This window comes from Pseudomonas protegens, assembly GCF_003363755.1.
GTDB lineage: Bacteria > Pseudomonadota > Gammaproteobacteria > Pseudomonadales > Pseudomonadaceae > Aquipseudomonas > Aquipseudomonas danubii.
The window spans coordinates 4,287,618-4,304,366 of the sequence record NZ_CP031396.1 but is presented as its reverse complement, the minus strand read 5'-3'; the positions used below and the strand labels follow the sequence as shown (position 1 = coordinate 4,304,366).

At 63.5% G+C, this 16,749-nt stretch carries 15 protein-coding genes; all 15 read left to right on the top strand.

The window, feature by feature from the left end; genetic code table 11:
* Nucleotides 1-33: 33 nt before the first annotated feature.
* The 15 genes from DWF74_RS19395 (at nt 34) to DWF74_RS19325 (ending at nt 16,747) form a co-directional block, all read left to right on the top strand.
* Nucleotides 34-1,995 (top strand): methyl-accepting chemotaxis protein, encoded by a 1,962-nt coding sequence (locus DWF74_RS19395; RefSeq protein ID WP_115581516.1) that lies wholly within the window; start codon nt 34-36, stop codon nt 1,993-1,995.
* Nucleotides 1,996-2,230: 235 nt separating this feature from the next.
* The gene (aroQ, locus tag DWF74_RS19390) at nt 2,231-2,686 is read left to right on the top strand and encodes a type II 3-dehydroquinate dehydratase (protein ID WP_025130565.1); all 456 of its coding nucleotides are present in this window, start codon (nt 2,231-2,233) and stop codon (nt 2,684-2,686) included.
* 24 nt (nt 2,687-2,710) lie between these two features.
* Nucleotides 2,711-3,172 (top strand): acetyl-CoA carboxylase biotin carboxyl carrier protein, encoded by a 462-nt coding sequence (accB, locus tag DWF74_RS19385; protein ID WP_015633997.1) that lies wholly within the window; start codon nt 2,711-2,713, stop codon nt 3,170-3,172.
* Between the two features lie 17 nt (nt 3,173-3,189).
* Complete coding sequence (gene accC / locus DWF74_RS19380; RefSeq protein ID WP_015633996.1) at nt 3,190-4,551, top strand: acetyl-CoA carboxylase biotin carboxylase subunit; 1,362 nt, start codon at nt 3,190-3,192, stop codon at nt 4,549-4,551.
* A gap of 238 nt (nt 4,552-4,789) precedes the next feature.
* The gene (gene prmA, locus DWF74_RS19375; protein ID WP_102862993.1) at nt 4,790-5,668 is read left to right on the top strand and encodes a 50S ribosomal protein L11 methyltransferase; all 879 of its coding nucleotides are present in this window, start codon (nt 4,790-4,792) and stop codon (nt 5,666-5,668) included.
* Nucleotides 5,669-5,698: 30 nt separating this feature from the next.
* Nucleotides 5,699-7,000 carry a DUF3426 domain-containing protein gene (locus DWF74_RS19370; protein WP_115581515.1) on the top strand — a complete coding sequence of 434 codons (1,302 nt, stop codon included), beginning with the start codon at nt 5,699-5,701 and terminating at the stop codon, nt 6,998-7,000.
* 196 nt (nt 7,001-7,196) lie between these two features.
* Nucleotides 7,197-8,210 (top strand): tRNA dihydrouridine synthase DusB, encoded by a 1,014-nt coding sequence (gene dusB / locus DWF74_RS19365; RefSeq protein WP_115581514.1) that lies wholly within the window; start codon nt 7,197-7,199, stop codon nt 8,208-8,210.
* On the top strand, nt 8,207-8,527 hold the full coding sequence (gene fis / locus DWF74_RS19360) for a DNA-binding transcriptional regulator Fis (protein WP_007921650.1): 321 nt from the start codon (nt 8,207-8,209) through the stop codon (nt 8,525-8,527). The genes dusB and fis overlap by 4 nt, the downstream gene beginning before the upstream one ends.
* Before the next feature lie 82 nt (nt 8,528-8,609).
* Entirely contained in the window at nt 8,610-10,217 is a 1,608-nt protein-coding gene (purH, locus tag DWF74_RS19355) for a bifunctional phosphoribosylaminoimidazolecarboxamide formyltransferase/IMP cyclohydrolase (RefSeq protein WP_102862991.1), read from the top strand.
* 189 nt (nt 10,218-10,406) lie between these two features.
* The gene (gene purD, locus DWF74_RS19350) at nt 10,407-11,696 is read left to right on the top strand and encodes a phosphoribosylamine--glycine ligase (RefSeq protein WP_102862990.1); all 1,290 of its coding nucleotides are present in this window, start codon (nt 10,407-10,409) and stop codon (nt 11,694-11,696) included.
* Nucleotides 11,697-11,796: 100 nt separating this feature from the next.
* The gene (locus tag DWF74_RS19345; protein WP_102862989.1) at nt 11,797-14,583 is read left to right on the top strand and encodes a hybrid sensor histidine kinase/response regulator; all 2,787 of its coding nucleotides are present in this window, start codon (nt 11,797-11,799) and stop codon (nt 14,581-14,583) included.
* 63 nt (nt 14,584-14,646) lie between these two features.
* On the top strand, nt 14,647-15,243 hold the full coding sequence (locus tag DWF74_RS19340; protein WP_060837337.1) for a MarC family protein: 597 nt from the start codon (nt 14,647-14,649) through the stop codon (nt 15,241-15,243).
* Between the two features lie 33 nt (nt 15,244-15,276).
* Nucleotides 15,277-15,756: a hypothetical protein gene (locus DWF74_RS19335; RefSeq protein WP_115581513.1), complete on the top strand. Its 480-nt coding sequence runs from the start codon at nt 15,277-15,279 to the stop codon at nt 15,754-15,756.
* Nucleotides 15,753-16,298: a CPCC family cysteine-rich protein gene (locus DWF74_RS19330; protein ID WP_115581512.1), complete on the top strand. Its 546-nt coding sequence runs from the start codon at nt 15,753-15,755 to the stop codon at nt 16,296-16,298. Before DWF74_RS19335 ends, DWF74_RS19330 begins: the two co-directional genes overlap by 4 nt.
* Nucleotides 16,295-16,747: an SMI1/KNR4 family protein gene (locus DWF74_RS19325; protein ID WP_115581511.1), complete on the top strand. Its 453-nt coding sequence runs from the start codon at nt 16,295-16,297 to the stop codon at nt 16,745-16,747. Before DWF74_RS19330 ends, DWF74_RS19325 begins: the two co-directional genes overlap by 4 nt.
* Nucleotides 16,748-16,749 lie beyond the last annotated feature (2 nt).

Below are 16,749 nucleotides of genomic sequence, written 5' to 3'. Positions count from 1 at the left end.
GCGCTTACCATTTTTGCCGTTGGTAGAGCCCTGATGCGCCTGAAGCTGCTGACCAATCTCAATACTCTGCTGTTAGTTGCCGTCTGCCTGGCCCTGGGGGCCACGCTCTGGTGGTCACAACGAGCCCTGGAGCGCCCCTATCTGCTGATGGAGCGCTACCTGGGACTGTCCCAGCAGTTTCAAAATCAGGTAGCGCGCAATATCGAAGACTACCTGGCCAGCGGCGACGCCCTGCGCCTGAGTAGCGCAGCCCAGGCCATCGAGGCCGTGCAAGGCGAACTGACCGAGCTGCCGCCGCAACTCGCGCAAAGCTTGCGCCCGAGCCTGGCCAGCCTCGATGACTTCAGCAAGACCGACCTGCTGGCCGCGGGCAAGCTGGCCGGCGATCCCCAGGCCCTGCTGCTGCAGGCCGAGCGGGAGCTGGGGGCCAACCTGGAACAGCTCAGCCAGTACGCCAGCGGGACCAAGACCGCAGAAGGCGCCACTTACCTGCCCTTGCTGCTCACCGCTGCGCAGCACCTGGGCAAACTGTCCCTGGCCCGGGACAAGTTGGTGAGCAGCGGCCGCAGCGAACTGGCCGCCGATGTCGAACGCGAAGTCAACAACATCAAGGCCCAGGCCGACCGGCTCGAAACCCTGCCTTTATTAGGGGTGGCCGCCAGCAGCGAATCGGGCACCGCTGACTTTGCCGCCCTGATGGGCCTGGAAAACACCCAGAAAGCCACTGCCGAAGACGCCGGCATCGGCCTCAAGCGCGAACTCCACAGCCTGCTCAACCGCTACCCGGCGGAACTGCAGCGCACCCGCGAGCAGATCCAGAAACGTGCCGACCTGAGTGCCGCGACCCTGCTGAAGATCACCGCCGTGCGCCAGGCCATCGCCGAGCTGGAACCGGCGGTGCGGGCCCAGCACGGTCAGATCCAGGGCGAGGTACGGCTGATCCAGGGGCTGATGATCGGCCTGATCCTGCTGATCGCACTGGTCATCGACACCTTGCAGCGCAAGCTGGCCCGGGTCCTGACCAACCTGGCCCCGGCGCTGTCGACCTGGGCCGAAGGCGACTTCAGCCGACCGATCCAACTGGGCAAGACCAACCGCGAACTGCACGCCATCGAAGAATCCCTCAATCGCCTGCGGGCCTACCTGGTGGATCTGGTGGGCACCATTCGCCAGAACGCCGAGCAAGTGGCCGGCAGCAGCCGCGCCCTGGCTGACCTCAGCAGCGGCCTGCACAGCGGGGCCGAGCGCCAGGCCGGCGATACCGCGCAAATCCGCGATGCCCTGGGGGAGCTGGAAGCCACCATCCAGCAGGTTGCCGGTGACGCCAGCCAGGCCGCCGATGCCAGCCGCAGCGCTGGCCTTGCGGTGCAACAGGGGCAGAAAGTCATAGGCCTGAGCCTGACCGGGCTGCACGCCCTGGTGGGTGAGGTACAGGGCAACGCGCAGATGATCGAGCACCTGGCCCAGGAGTCCGCCACCATTGGCGGCGTGCTGACCGTGATCCGCTCCATTGCCGAACAGACCAACCTGCTGGCCCTCAACGCCGCCATCGAAGCCGCTCGCGCCGGGGAAATGGGCCGCGGCTTTGCCGTGGTCGCCGAAGAAGTGCGCTCCCTGGCCCAGCGTACCGCCGGCGCTACGGCAGAGATCCAGACCCTGATCGCTGGCCTGCAGGCCGCCGCGCAACAATCGGTGCAAGGCATGCGTGCCCAGGTGGAACACGCCGAAGCCACCGCCAGCCAGGCCCAGGCCGCCGACGGTGCCCTGGACGAAATCGTCGGGGCGATCCAGACCATTGCCGACACCGCCGTGCGCATCGCCGATGTCACCGCCCAGCAAAGCGGCGCGGTCAGCGAGATCCGCGACCACAGCGAGCGCATCCATCAGTTGGGCGGCGACAACCTGCTGCGCATCGGCGAAGGCCGGGCCCAGGGCGAGAACTTGCTGGACCTCGGGGGACAATTGCATACGGCGGTGCAAGCCTTCCGCGTCTAAGCTCTGCCTGCGCCCCGGTTTTCCCTGACAAACGCCCCATCATCGGCGAAACGGCTGGCCGGGAGTGCAGCGCTCTCACCCTGCAGGCAAATGACCGGATTTAAGTGCTTGGTCACATATTTTGCGCAAACATCGGTCATCGTGCTGGCTATTGCAGAGAACTGGACAGTCATAAAGTCTTTCCGGCATAGTCGCCGGGTTCTGACAACAGCACCCCGATAACAAGGAACAACCGATGGCCACCCTACTGGTGCTTCACGGCCCCAACCTGAACCTGCTCGGCACCCGTGAACCGGGGGTCTACGGTGCAACCACCCTGGCCCAGATCAACCAGGACCTGGAGCAGCGGGCCCGTGATGCCGGGCACCATCTGCAGTATCTGCAGAGCAATGCCGAGTACGAATTGATCGAACGTATCCATGCCGCCCGCGATGAAGGCGTGGACTTCATTTTGATCAATCCAGCAGCTTTTACACATACAAGCGTCGCATTACGTGACGCGCTGCTGGCAGTGAGCATCCCATTCATCGAAGTGCATTTGTCCAACGTGCACAAACGCGAACCTTTCCGCCATCACTCCTACTTCTCCGACGTTGCGGTGGGAGTGATCTGCGGCCTTGGCGCCAGCGGTTACCGACTGGCCCTGGAGGCCGCACTAGAGCAGCTTGAACAACAAGCTAAACGCCCCTGACCGACCCTTGGGAGTTGATGATTCATGGATATCCGTAAAGTTAAGAAACTGATCGAACTGCTGGAAGAGTCCGGCATCGACGAGTTGGAGATCAAGGAAGGCGAAGAGTCCGTGCGCATCAGCCGCCACAGCAAGACTCCAGCCCAGCAGTACTACGCACCGGCTCCGGTTGCCGCCCCCGTAGCTGCACCTGCCGCTGCCGCCCCGGCCGCCGCCGCTGCTCCTGCCGCCCCCGCCGCACCGGCGCTGAACGGCACCGTGGCCCGCTCGCCAATGGTCGGTACTTTCTACCGCAAGTCTTCGCCTACCTCGCCAGCCTTCGTTGAAGTCGGCCAGAGCGTGAAGAAGGGCGACACCCTGTGCATCGTCGAAGCGATGAAGATGATGAACCACATCGAAGCTGAAACCAGCGGTGTGATCGAATCCATTCTTGTCGAAGACGGCCAGCCGGTTGAGTACGACCAACCGCTGTTCACCATCGTTTGAACCGCGGAGAGTCTTTGATGTTGAAGCCTGCGAAGTTGGAAAAAGTCCTGATCGCCAACCGCGGCGAAATCGCCCTGCGGATCCTGCGTGCCTGCAAGGAAATGGGGATCAAGACCGTCGCCGTCTACTCCAAGGCCGACAAGGAGCTGATGCACCTGGGCCTGGCGGACGAATCCGTCTGCATCGGGCCTGCGCAAGCCGCGCAGTCCTACCTGCACATTCCGGCCATCATCGCGGCCGCTGAAGTCACTGGCGCTACGGCAATCCACCCTGGCTACGGCTTCCTGGCGGAAAACGCCGACTTCGCCGAACAGGTGGAAAACTCCGGCTTCGCCTTCATCGGCCCGAAAGCTGAAACCATCCGCCTGATGGGCGACAAGGTTTCCGCCAAGCACGCCATGATCGCGGCGGGTGTTCCTACGGTTCCAGGTTCCGACGGCCCACTGCCGGAAGACGAAGAAACCGCCCTGCGCATTGGCCGTGAAGTCGGCTACCCGGTGATCATCAAGGCCGCTGGCGGCGGCGGTGGTCGCGGCATGCGCGTGGTGCACAAGGAAGAAGACCTGATCGCCTCGGCGAAGCTGACCCGTTCCGAAGCCGGCGCGGCGTTTGGCAACCCGATGGTCTACCTGGAGAAGTTCCTGACCAACCCACGTCACGTGGAAGTCCAGGTGCTGTCCGACGGCCAGGGCAACGCCATCCACCTGGGCGACCGCGACTGCTCGCTGCAGCGTCGTCACCAGAAAGTCCTCGAAGAAGCACCGGCACCGGGCATCGACGAGACTGCGCGCCAAGAAGTCTTCGCCCGCTGCGTCAAGGCGTGCATCGACATCGGCTACCGCGGTGCCGGTACGTTCGAGTTCCTTTACGAGAACGGCCGCTTCTACTTCATCGAGATGAACACTCGCGTGCAGGTAGAGCACCCGGTTTCGGAAATGGTCACTGGTATCGACATCGTCAAGGAGATGCTCAGCATCGCCGCCGGCAACAAGCTGTCGTTCACCCAGGATGACGTGGTCATTCGCGGTCACGCCCTGGAATGCCGGATCAACGCCGAAGACCCGAAAACCTTCATGCCAAGCCCAGGCACGGTCAAGCATTTCCATGCTCCGGGCGGCAACGGCGTGCGCGTCGACTCGCACCTGTACAGCGGTTACGCGGTTCCACCGAACTACGATTCGTTGATCGGCAAGCTGATCACCTACGGGGCGACCCGTGACGAAGCCATGGCGCGCATGCGCAATGCGCTGGACGAAATCGTCGTCGACGGAATCAAGACCAACATCCCGCTGCACCGCGATCTGACCCGTGACGAAGGCTTCTGCAAAGGGGGCGTGAACATTCACTACCTCGAGCACAAGCTGGCCGAGCAACACTGATCGGCACTCGCCACACCGACAAGGCCGCTTTCGAGCGGCCTTGTCGTATCTGTCATTTGCCCCTGCGCGCCCCTTTGCCCGCCAACCGCACAGCGGCCATTGCAGGCATTTCCCGATCAACCGTTAACGCGAGCAAGAACTAGGCGTCCCCCTCGCTCCTGCGGGTCGTCTCGCGTAAACTTGCGCGCTTCTCGCGGCCCGCTAGGCTGCACATCACATATTTTCAAAGGTGCCCGCCATGCCTTGGCTGCAAGTCCGTCTCGCCATCAGCCCAGAACAAGCCGAAACCTATGAAGACGCTTTTCTTGAAGTCGGTGCCGTCTCGGTCACCTTCATGGACGCCGAGGATCAGCCGATCTTCGAACCCGAACTCAATACCACGCCACTGTGGTCCCACACTCACTTGCTGGCTCTGTTCGAAGGCGGCACTGAAGCCGCCAGCGTGCTCGCTCACCTGGAACTGCTGACCGGCAGCCCGTTGCCCGAGCACCACAGCGAAGTCATCGAGGACCAGGACTGGGAACGCAGCTGGATGGACAACTTCCAGCCGATGCGTTTCGGCCAGCGCCTGTGGATCGTTCCAAGCTGGCACGCCGCACCGGAGCCTGACGCGGTCAACCTGCTGCTGGACCCGGGCCTGGCCTTCGGCACCGGCACCCACCCGACCACCGCGCTGTGCCTGGAGTGGCTGGACGGCCAGGACCTCAAGGACTGCAATGTGCTGGACTTTGGTTGCGGCTCGGGAATCCTCGCCATCGCTGCCCTGCTGCTGGGCGCCAAGCAAGCGGTCGGCACCGATATCGATGTCCAGGCACTGGAAGCCTCCCGCGACAACGCCGGGCGCAACGGTATTGCCGACGAACTGTTCCCGCTGTACCTGCCCGAGCAACTGCCACAAGTACAGGCCGATGTGCTGGTGGCCAATATCCTGGCCGGCCCGCTGGTCTCCCTGGCCCCGCAACTGTCCGGCCTGGTGAAGTCCGGAGGACGCCTGGCACTCTCCGGCATCCTCGCCGAACAAGGCGAAGAGGTGGCTGCGGCCTATGCCCAGGACTTCGATCTGGATCCGATCGCCACCCTCGATGGCTGGGTGCGCATCACCGGCCGTCGGCGCTAGAATGGCCGCCTGCATAATCCGGATGGCCGCATGACCGACAGTTTCGTCACCCAGTGCCCGCATTGCCAAACCAGGTTCCGTGTCAGCCATGCTCAGTTGAGCGTGGCCCGCGGGGTGGTTCGCTGTGGCTCCTGCCTGCAGGTGTTCAACGCCGCGCGGCAGTTGCTTGAGCAGCGCGCCGCCAAGGAAAACGCAACGTCCAGGCCGGCGGCGAAACCGGCACCCGCGCCCGCTGCGCCGCCTAAACCCGAGCAGCCGCCCGCCCCCGCACCAACGCCGGCGGCGGCGCCTCCCCAGCGTGCCATCAGCCAGAAACAATGGTCGGCCGCCGAGATGGACCTGGATCACCTGGACCTCGACGAGGAATTGGCCAAGCTCGAGCAACGGGAGATCCAGCCGGCCAAGGCCTTTGGCCAGGAACGCGAACACCAGGAAGACAGCCTCAGTGCCCGTCGCGACCCTCAGGGCACCGACGAAGCCCACTGGCCCGACGGCCTGTTCGGCAGCGCCAGTGAACACGACGAGTCCGAGCCCGCCGCCCTCAAGGCCCAGACGCATCAGGACGACAGCGCCCCCGAGCCGGCCCGCCCCAGTCGCACCGAGCCTTCGCTGTCCTTCAACCTGGCGGATCTGGATGACGAGCCAAAGACGCCGAAACTGCGCCATGACGACGACCTGGAACCCTTCGAGGCCCAGGTGTCCACAGACGCCGACGAACACGACGAACCATCGCCAGCAGCCTCCCCCGGCAAGAAACGCCGCGAACGCAGCGAGCCCGGAGTCAAGGAGGATGTACTGCTGGACCTGGTGGACGATCCGATCCACCTCGATTGGCAGAAACGCCGCTCGCCCTGGGGCCGGCGCCTGCTCTGGCTGCTGCTGATCCTGCTGGCCGCCGGCGGCCTGGTCGGACAATACGTCGCGTATCACTTCGACGAGCTCGCACGCCAGGACCAGTACCGGCCGTGGTTCCAGGAGTTGTGCCCGGAGCTCGGCTGTACGGTGCCATCCCGGGTGGATATCGCCCGAATCAAGAGCAGCAACCTGGTGGTGCGCAGCCACCCGGAATTCAGCGGGGCGCTGGTGGTGGACGCCATCATCTATAACCGCGCGCCCTTCTCCCAACCCTTCCCTCTGCTGGAGCTGCGCTTCGCCGACCTCAACGGCCACCTGATTGCCAGCCGCAGTTTCAAACCCGGGGAGTACCTGGGCGGCGAGATGCAGGATGTGGCGGAAATGCCACCGCAGACGCCGATTCACATCGCCCTGGATATTCTCGACCCAGGACCGAAAGCGGTGAACTACAGTCTGAGTTTCCACTCGCCCGAGTGAATCGGCTGATCAGACTAACGGACAACTCTGGATTGACGACAGATTTATGACTGTATCGCTCAGATTGATCACCGGGCGATAACGGAAGAACTGTTCAGATTTTATCCAATTCAGCCTTTATCCGGTCATCGAGAGCGGGTATCATGCCAACCCTTTTTCGAACTCTCATGATCCGGCCCCACAACAGGGAAGTCCTATGTCGGCGGTACGCATCGGCCCATATACATTGCACAACGGCTTGATTCTCGCCCCGATGGCGGGGGTCACCGACCAGCCCTTTCGTCAGCTTTGCAAGCAGTTGGGCGCGGGCCTTGTAGTCTCGGAAATGGTCACCAGCGACATGAGCTTGTGGAACAGCCGCAAATCGCGGTTGCGCATGATCCACGAAGGCGATCCCGAGCCACGCTCGGTACAGATTGCCGGTGGCGATGCACAGATGCTGGCAGACGCCGCCCGCGCCAACGTCGAGTTGGGCGCACAGATTATTGATATCAACATGGGTTGTCCGGCGAAGAAGGTCTGCAACAAGGCTGCCGGTTCCGCGTTGCTGAAAGACGAAGCCCTGGTCAACGAGATTCTCCAGGCGGTGGTGGCCGCAGTGGATGTACCGGTCACCCTGAAGATCCGCACCGGCTGGGACCGGCAGAACAAGAACGGCCTGACGGTGGCGAAGATCGCCGAGCAGGCGGGCATCACGGCACTGGCGGTCCACGGTCGGACCCGGGCCGACCTGTACACCGGTGAAGCCGAGTACGACACCATTGCCGCGATCAAGCAGGCGGTGTCGATTCCGGTCTTTGCCAACGGCGATATCAACTCGCCCGAGAAGGCCCGGCAGGTATTGCACGCCACCGGGGCCGACGGGTTGTTGATCGGCCGGGCCGCCCAGGGGCGGCCATGGATTTTTCGTGAAATCGAACACTTCCTGCGTACCGGTGAAACCCTCCCGGCACCGGAGCTGTTCGAGGTGGAACGTATTCTGCTAGAGCACCTGGCCGCGCTGCATGCCTTCTATGGGGAGGTCATGGGCGTCCGCATTGCGCGCAAGCATGTGGGCTGGTATCTCGCAACCCTGCCGGGCGCCAGGGAGTTTCGCGCCCACTTCAATCGTTTGGAAGATACGGAAGCACAATGCGCCAACGTTCGTGAGTTCTTTGCCGGACGTTACAAGAGCCTGGAAACAGGGGACGGAGAGGGGGTGGCCGCATGACGATGATGACCGAGACTTTAGTGAGTGGAACTGCACCCGTGAGCGACAACGTGAATTTGAAACAGCACCTCAATACCCCCAGCGAAGAAGGCCAGACCCTTCGCGGGAGTGTCGAGAAGGCGCTGCACAATTATTTCGCCCACCTTGAGGGCGCTGCCGTCACGGACGTGTACAACCTGGTGCTCTCCGAAGTCGAGGCTCCGTTGCTCGAAAGCGTGATGAACTACGTCAAGGGCAACCAGACCAAGGCCAGCGAACTCCTGGGTCTGAACCGCGGCACCCTGCGCAAGAAACTCAAGCAGTACGATTTGTTGTAAGCATTCAATCAAACCAGAAAGGCGCCCGCGTAAAAAACGGTCGCCTTTTTTGCTGACTCCTTTGCTTTTGATGGAAATTGAGATGACCGACCAGACTACCCGCCTGCCGATCCGCCGCGCCTTGATCAGTGTTTCCGACAAGACCGGGATCCTCGAATTCGCCAAGGAGCTGGAAGCCCTCGGTGTGGAGATCCTCTCCACCGGCGGGACCTTCAAACTGCTGCAGGACAACGGCGTGGCCGCAGTAGAAGTCGCGGATTACACCGGTTTCGCGGAAATGATGGACGGCCGGGTCAAGACCCTGCACCCGAAAATCCACGGCGGTATCCTCGGTCGTCGCGGTATCGACGACGCCATCATGAACGAGCACGGGATCAAGCCCATCGATCTGGTGGCGGTCAACCTCTACCCCTTCGAAGCCACCATTTCCAAGCCCGGCTGCGACCTGCCGACCGCCATCGAGAACATCGACATCGGCGGCCCGACCATGGTCCGCTCGGCGGCCAAGAACCATAAGGACGTGGCCATCGTGGTCAATGCCAGCGACTACGCCGGCGTCCTGGAAAGCCTCAAGGCCGGTGGCCTGACCTACGCCCAGCGTTTCGACCTGATGCTCAAGGCCTTCGAACACACCGCCGCCTACGACGGCATGATCGCCAACTACATGGGCACCGTGAACCAGGCCGCCGAGACCCTCTCGACATCCGGCCGCAGCGAATTCCCGCGGACCTTCAACAGCCAGTTCATCAAGGCCCAGGAAATGCGCTACGGCGAGAACCCGCACCAGAGCGCGGCGTTCTACGTGGAAGCCAAGCCTGCCGAAGTCGGCATCGCCACCGCCACCCAGCTGCAAGGCAAGGAGCTGTCCTACAACAACGTAGCCGACACCGACGCCGCCCTGGAATGCGTGAAGAGCTTCGTCAAGCCGGCCTGCGTCATCGTCAAGCACGCCAACCCGTGCGGCGTGGCGGTCAGCCCGGACGCTGAAGGCGGCATCCGCCAGGCCTACGAACTGGCCTACGCCACCGACACCGAATCGGCCTTCGGCGGCATCATCGCCTTCAACCGCGAACTGGATGCCGAAACCGCCAAGGCCATCGTCGAGCGTCAGTTCGTCGAAGTGATCATCGCCCCGAGCGTCAGCGAAGAAGCCCGCGCCATTGTCGCCGCCAAAGCCAACGTGCGCCTGCTGGCCTGTGGCCAGTGGTCGGCAGACCGCGTACCGGCCTGGGACTACAAGCGCGTCAACGGTGGCCTGCTGGTGCAGAGCCGCGATATCGGCATGATCAGCGCCGATGATCTGAAAGTCGTGACCAAACGCGCCCCGACCGAGCAAGAGATCCACGACCTGATCTTCGCTTGGAAAGTCGCCAAATACGTCAAATCCAACGCCATCGTCTACGCCAAGAACCGCCAGACCATCGGTGTCGGCGCTGGCCAGATGAGCCGCGTGAACTCGGCGCGGATCGCTGCGATCAAAGCCGAACACGCCGGCCTGCAAGTGCAGGGCGCAGTGATGGCTTCCGACGCCTTCTTCCCGTTCCGTGACGGCATCGACAACGCGGCCAAGGTCGGCATCACTGCAGTGATCCAGCCAGGCGGCTCGATGCGTGACAACGAAGTGATTGCCGCAGCTGACGAGGCTGGCATTGCGATGGTGTTCACCGGCATGCGCCACTTCCGTCACTGATACGACAACGGTCGCACTGACACCGGCAGCTGCTGCGTTGGAGCCCACCCCGATGACGCTCATTGCCAACAGGCAACTGCGCTCATCGAGGTGGGCTCCGCCTTGCATCTACCTCTGTCATTGCAACCTCCTGAGGCGTGCAGCGCTTCAGGTTCCAAAACAGAATTAGCGTCATCCGAGGTTTTTGAAATGAATGTACTGATCATTGGTAGCGGCGGTCGCGAACACGCCCTGGCCTGGAAAGTCGCTCAGGACCCACGGGTCGAAAAAGTATTCGTTGCCCCCGGCAACGCCGGTACCGCCATCGAAGCCAAGTGCGAGAACGTCGCCATCGACGTCCTGGCCCTGGAGCAGTTGGCGGATTTCGCTGAGAAGAACGTCTCTCTGACCATCGTCGGTCCGGAAGTGCCGCTGGTGGCTGGCGTGGTCGACCTGTTCCGCTCCCGCGGCCTGGACTGCTTCGGTCCGACTGCCGGTGCCGCGCAGCTGGAAGGCTCGAAAGCCTTCACCAAGGACTTCCTGGCGCGCCACAAGATCCCGACCGCCGACTACCAGAACTTCACCGAGATCGAGCCGGCCCTGGCCTACCTGCGGGAAAAAGGCGCGCCGATCGTGATCAAGGCCGACGGCCTGGCCGCCGGTAAAGGCGTGATCGTCGCCATGACCCTGGCCGAAGCCGAGGAAGCCGTACGTGACATGCTGGCCGGCAATGCCTTCGGTGATGCCGGTTCCCGCGTGGTCATCGAGGAGTTCCTCGACGGCGAGGAAGCCAGCTTCATCGTCATGGTCGACGGCAAGAACGTGCTGCCCATGGCCACCAGCCAGGACCACAAACGCGTCGGCGACGGCGACACTGGCCCCAATACCGGTGGCATGGGCGCTTACTCGCCAGCACCGGTGGTCACTTCAGAAGTGCACCAGCGGGTGATGGATCTGGTGATCTGGCCCACCGTTCGCGGCATGGCCGAGGAAGGCAACGTCTACACCGGCTTCCTCTATGCCGGTCTGATGATCGACAAAGCCGGCAACCCGAAAGTCATCGAGTTCAACTGCCGCTTCGGCGACCCGGAAACCCAACCGGTGATGCTGCGCCTGCAATCGAGCCTGGTACTGCTGGTGGAAGCCGCCCTGGCCCAGGCCCTGGACAAGGTCGAAGCCCAGTGGGACCCACGTCCAAGCCTGGGCATCGTCCTCGCCGCCGGCGGCTATCCTGGCGACTATGCCAAGGGCGCGGCCATCACTGGCCTGGACGCCGCCGCTGCACTGGAAGGCAAAGTGTTCCACGCTGGCACCGCACTCAAGGACGGTCAGGTCGTGACCTCCGGCGGCCGGGTGCTCTGCGCCACCGCCATGGGTGACAGCGTCGATGCCGCCCAGCAACAAGCCTACCGCCTGGCGGCCAAGATCGACTGGCAGGGCTGCTTCTACCGCAACGACATCGGCTACCGTGCCATTGCTCGTGAGCGCGGCCAGGAGTAAAGCTGCCAGCGCCCCCCGGCAAGGGCCTCGCGCCCTTGCCGTGCGGTGATCACGCCGCGCATAGTTATAATCAGGCATCAACCAATGAAGGGATTTCGCCGTGCGCTGGCTCAGGACCGCCCTAGGCTTCACCGTCACATTGCTGACCTTGCTCTGCTTGAATCCGGCCCTGGCCGCTCAAGGCAGTGGCTGGGCGGTTTTGCTCGACGAACAGGCCGACCTGCAGCTCAGTGATATCCGCTCCCCGCGCTACACCAACCAATTCAGCCCCATCGAACTGGACAAACTGACCGCAGCCGAACCCGACGGCGCCCTGTGGTTGCGCTTCAAGCTCCAACCGGGAACCCACGAGCAGATCCTGCGGATCTTCGCCCCCGACCTGTCCCACCTGAATCTCTACGTGCTCGACGGCGACAAGCTGATCGAACAAGTGAACACCGGCGCCAGCCAGTCGCAAGCCCAAAAGCCTTTGCCCAGCAGCGACTTCATGCTGCCACTGCCGCAAAGTGCCAAGCCGCTGGACGTCTATCTGCGCCTGGTGTCCGAACATGAACTGCGTCCCTACATCACCCTGCAATCGGCAGTGATGAGCGCCGCCGACCAGAGCCAGACACTGATCTACGGCCTGTTGTTCGGCTGCCTGGCGATGCTGATCCTGCACAACCTCACCCGCTTCGCCTACACCCGTTCACGCAGCAGCCTGTGGCTGGCAGCCTGTGAAGGCCTGCTGACCCTCAGCCTGTTGATGCTGCTGAACCTGCTCGGTCCCTGGTTACCGGACTGGCAAGCGTTGCAGACACCGGGCGCCTACGTGGCCCTGCTGCTGACCGCGCCCTGCGGCATGATGTTCGCCTACCGCTTCTTCGCTCCACTGGGCCCGCACCCGCTGAACCGCTTGCTGCTGGGCAATATTCTGCTGATCGGCCTGTTCGGTCTGTTGCTGCTGTTCGTCAACACCCTGCCGCTGAACATCATCACCTACGGCCTGGTGGCCCTGGCCGGCCTGAGCATGCTGTTCGTTGGCGCCTACCACTGGCACCAGGGCTATCGTCCGGCCCGGCTGTTCGTCACCGCCATGGTGATTTTCAACCTCGGCACCCTGGTGATTCTCCCGGCGCTGCTGGGCCTGACCCTGGTAGCGCCGCAAGGGTTGATCGTCACCCTGCTGAGCGTGGTGTGCATCGCCGGGTTGCTGATGAGCATTGCCTTGGGCGAGCGCCAGCGCAACATCACCGAGAACCGATTCAGTGTCAGCCGCGACCTGGCCGCCAGCACCGCCGAGATCAATGCCAAGGCCGAGTTCCTGGCCAAGATCAGCCACGAGATCCGTACGCCGATGAACGGCGTGCTGGGCATGACTGAGTTACTGCTGGGCACCCCACTGTCGGTCAAGCAACGTGATTATGTGCAGACCATTCACAGTGCAGGCAACGAGCTGCTGACCCTGATCAACGAGATCCTCGACATCTCCAAGCTGGAGTCCGGGCAGATCGAACTGGACGACGTGCAGTTCGACCTCAACGCCCTGATCGAGGATTGCCTGAGTATCTTCCGGGCCAAGGCCGAACAGCAGAACGTCGAGCTGATCAGTTTCATCCAGCCCCAGGTGCCGCGGGTCATCAGCGGCGATCCGACGCGCCTGCGCCAGGCCCTGCTGAGCCTGTTGGAAAACGCCCTGAAGAAGACCGACGAAGGCGAAGTGCTGATCGTCGTCGCCCTCGACGAGCGCAGCAGCAAACCGCGCCTGCGCATTGCCGTACAAGACAGCGGCCAGCCCATGGATACCGAGGAGCGCGAAGCGCTGCTGCACACCGAACTGCACAGCAAGAACTTCCTCGCCACCACCCGTCTGGGGGGCAACCTGGGGCTGGTGATCGCCCGCCAGTTGATCCTGCTGATGCACGGCGAATTCGGCATCAAGAGCGGCACCAACCAGGGCAGCACCCTGTGGTTGACCCTGCCCCTGGACGCCGAGCGCCTGGAACATCCCACCGCCGACCTCGACGGCCCCTTGCAGGGCGCGCGGGTGCTGGTGGTGGACGATAACGACACCTGCCGCAAGGTGCTGGTGCAGCAATGCAGCGCCTGGGGACTGAACGTCAGCGCCGTGCCTTCGGGCAAGGAAGCCCTGGCCCTGCTGCGGACCAAGGCGCACCTGCGGGACTATTTCGATGTGGTGCTGCTGGACCAGAACATGCCCGGCATGACCGGCATGCAGCTGGCAGCGAAGATCAAGGAAGACCCGAGCCTGAACCACGACATCCTGCTGATCATGCTCACCGGCATCAGCAACGCGCCGAGCAAGGTGATTGCGCGCAATGCCGGGATCAAGCGCATCCTCGCCAAGCCGGTGGCCGGCTACACCCTCAAGACCACTCTGGCCGACGAGCTCAGCCAACGCGACAAGGCCCCCACCGCGCCCTACAACATGCCCCTGAACCCGGCACCGGGTCCGGCGCCGATCACCGTTCCCAGCGACTTCAGCATCCTGGTGGCCGAAGACAACAGCATCTCCACCAAGGTCATCCGCGGCATGCTGGGCAAGCTCAATCTGCAGCCCGACACCGCCAGCAACGGCGAAGAGGCCTTGCAGGCCATGAAGGCCAAGCGCTACGACCTGGTGCTCATGGACTGCGAAATGCCGGTGCTCGACGGCTTCTCCGCCACCCAGCAGTTGCGGGCCTGGGAAGTCGGCAACCAACGGGTGCGCACCCCGGTGGTGGCGCTGACCGCGCACATCCTCGCCGAGCACAAGGAGCGCGCGCGCCAGGCCGGCATGGACGGGCACATGGCCAAGCCGGTGGAGTTGTCGCAACTGCGCGAGCTGGTGGAGCACTGGGTCACCCAGCGCGACCTGCGCGAGCGCAGCACCGCACACACCAGTTGAGCCGACAGCCTGCGCGGCGCCTGTTAAACTCTGGCTCGCCCTCCCTAGTCGTGAGCTCCCGCCATGCTCCACGTGCTGTTCAGCGTTTACCTGAAGATGCTGGTGCTCTATAGCCCGTTCTTCGTCCTCTCATGCTTCATCAGCCTGACCCGCGGCTACTCCTCCAAGGAGCGCCGGCGCCTGGCCTGGAAAGTCGCCCTGGCTACCCTGGTCTCCAGCGTCTTGCTGTACCTGTTCGGGCGGGTGATCTTCAGCGTGTTCGGCATCACCGTGGACGCCTTCCGCATCGGTGCCGGCAGCGTGCTGTTCATCTCGGCCCTGGGCATGGCCCAGGGCAAGTCGGCGGTACAGACCGACAACGTACAACAGGACGTGACCATCGTGCCGCTGACCATTCCCCTGACCGTGGGCCCGGGCACCATCGGCGCCCTGCTGGTGATGGGGGTCAGCCAGCCCCACTGGGACGACAAGCTCACCGCCATTCTCAGCATCGCCCTGGCCAGCCTCACCGTGGGCGTGGTGCTGTACCTGTCCAACCGCATCGAGCGCATCCTTGGCGACCAGGGCCTGCAGATCGTCAGCCGGCTGATGGGACTGTTCGTCTGCGCCCTGGCGGCGCAGATCATCTTCACCGGGGTCAAAGGCTATCTGGTGCCCTAACAGCGGCACGACCCAGCGGACAAGGAATGTCACATGCCCGGCCATGAAGATCGCCAGCTCATCCAGCAACGATGGCAGGACGAACGCTACCCCAGGGACAACTCACTCGCCCTGGGCTCGGGCTTCTACTGCCTGTTCGAGCTGCCCCATGAGCATCCCCGACTGATCAACAAGGTGTGGCTGCCGGCCTCGGACTGCGACGCTCATCAGGACGACGAGGGCCTCGCGACCCTGGCGCTGTGCGTCGCCGGCAACGGCGCCTTGCAGGCCCGGGCCGGCGAGTGTGCCGCGCATGGCGGGGATGGTTTCCTGGCATTGCAGGAGAAAGATTCTGAGGCCCTGATCTGGCTGCTGGTCCTGAGGGACACCAATCCCTTCAACCGGGTCGAGATCCAGGACCGACACCTCTATGCCGAGTCGACCTCCGGTGTCAGCGTGCAGATCCCTCTGGAGCGCCCCGATCAGTTGACCCTGGCCTGGCCATGCCCCTTGCACTGCCACCGAGCCCGATGAAAAAACTGACCGCCACCGCCGCCATCGACCTCCTCAGCCGCCAGCGGTTGCCCGGCCTCGACGCCGCCGCCCGCGCCTCCCACCTCCTGAACTGGTGGGGAATAGACAGCGACGACCTTGAGTTCGCCGCACTCCCACCCAGCCTGCAACAACAGCTCAGGGCGCAGCCGGAGCCCCCGGAAGACCCGCAGGCCCCGCGCTACGACGCCCTGCTGCTGATCGCCCTGCGCGCCGAATACCGCGGCGTGACCCACCACTACCTGATGCGCTGCCTGCGTGAAGCCGGGCTGGGCGACTACGCCGTCAGCGCGGACATCGAGTACCTGGAGGCCTGCCCCTGCTGCGGTTATCGAACCCTCTCGGCGCGGGGCGACTACCAGATCTGCGACCTCTGCCATTGGGAGGACGACGGCAGCCAGGCGCTGGATGTGCTGAGCGGCCCCAACCACAAAACCCTGGGCCAGGCCCGGGAACACTTTGCCCGGCAGCAGGGCCGCCTGCCCTTGGACAAGTGGCCACACATCAGCAAGGACACCCCATGATTCCCCAGCAGTTGGTCAGCCTGATCGAAGCCCAGCCCCGCTTCCGCGCGCGCCCCGACACCGCCGAGGTCACCCGAGCGTTGGCAACATTGGGGATTGCCCTGGACAGCGAGTTCGCCCAGATCTATCTGGCCTGTCACCCCGCCGACTTCGAAAGCCGGGCGAGCTACGAAGTGCTGATGGATATCGACGGGCCCAGTGATGAAATCCTGATGTGCACCGAGTTCATTCATGAAGTCTGGGAGTTGCCAGAGAACTTCGTCGCCTTCACCTCGTTGCAAGGTGAAGGCGGCTACCTGCTGGACAAGGACAGCGGCGGCGTCTGGGATTTCGACCTGGGCGACCGGGAAGCTTTCGTCGCCGGCCGCATCCCGGCCAGATGGGCCGGCTTCTTCGAATTCATCACCTGGCTGCTGACCGCCAAGGACAAGGACCAGGATGATGAGTGACC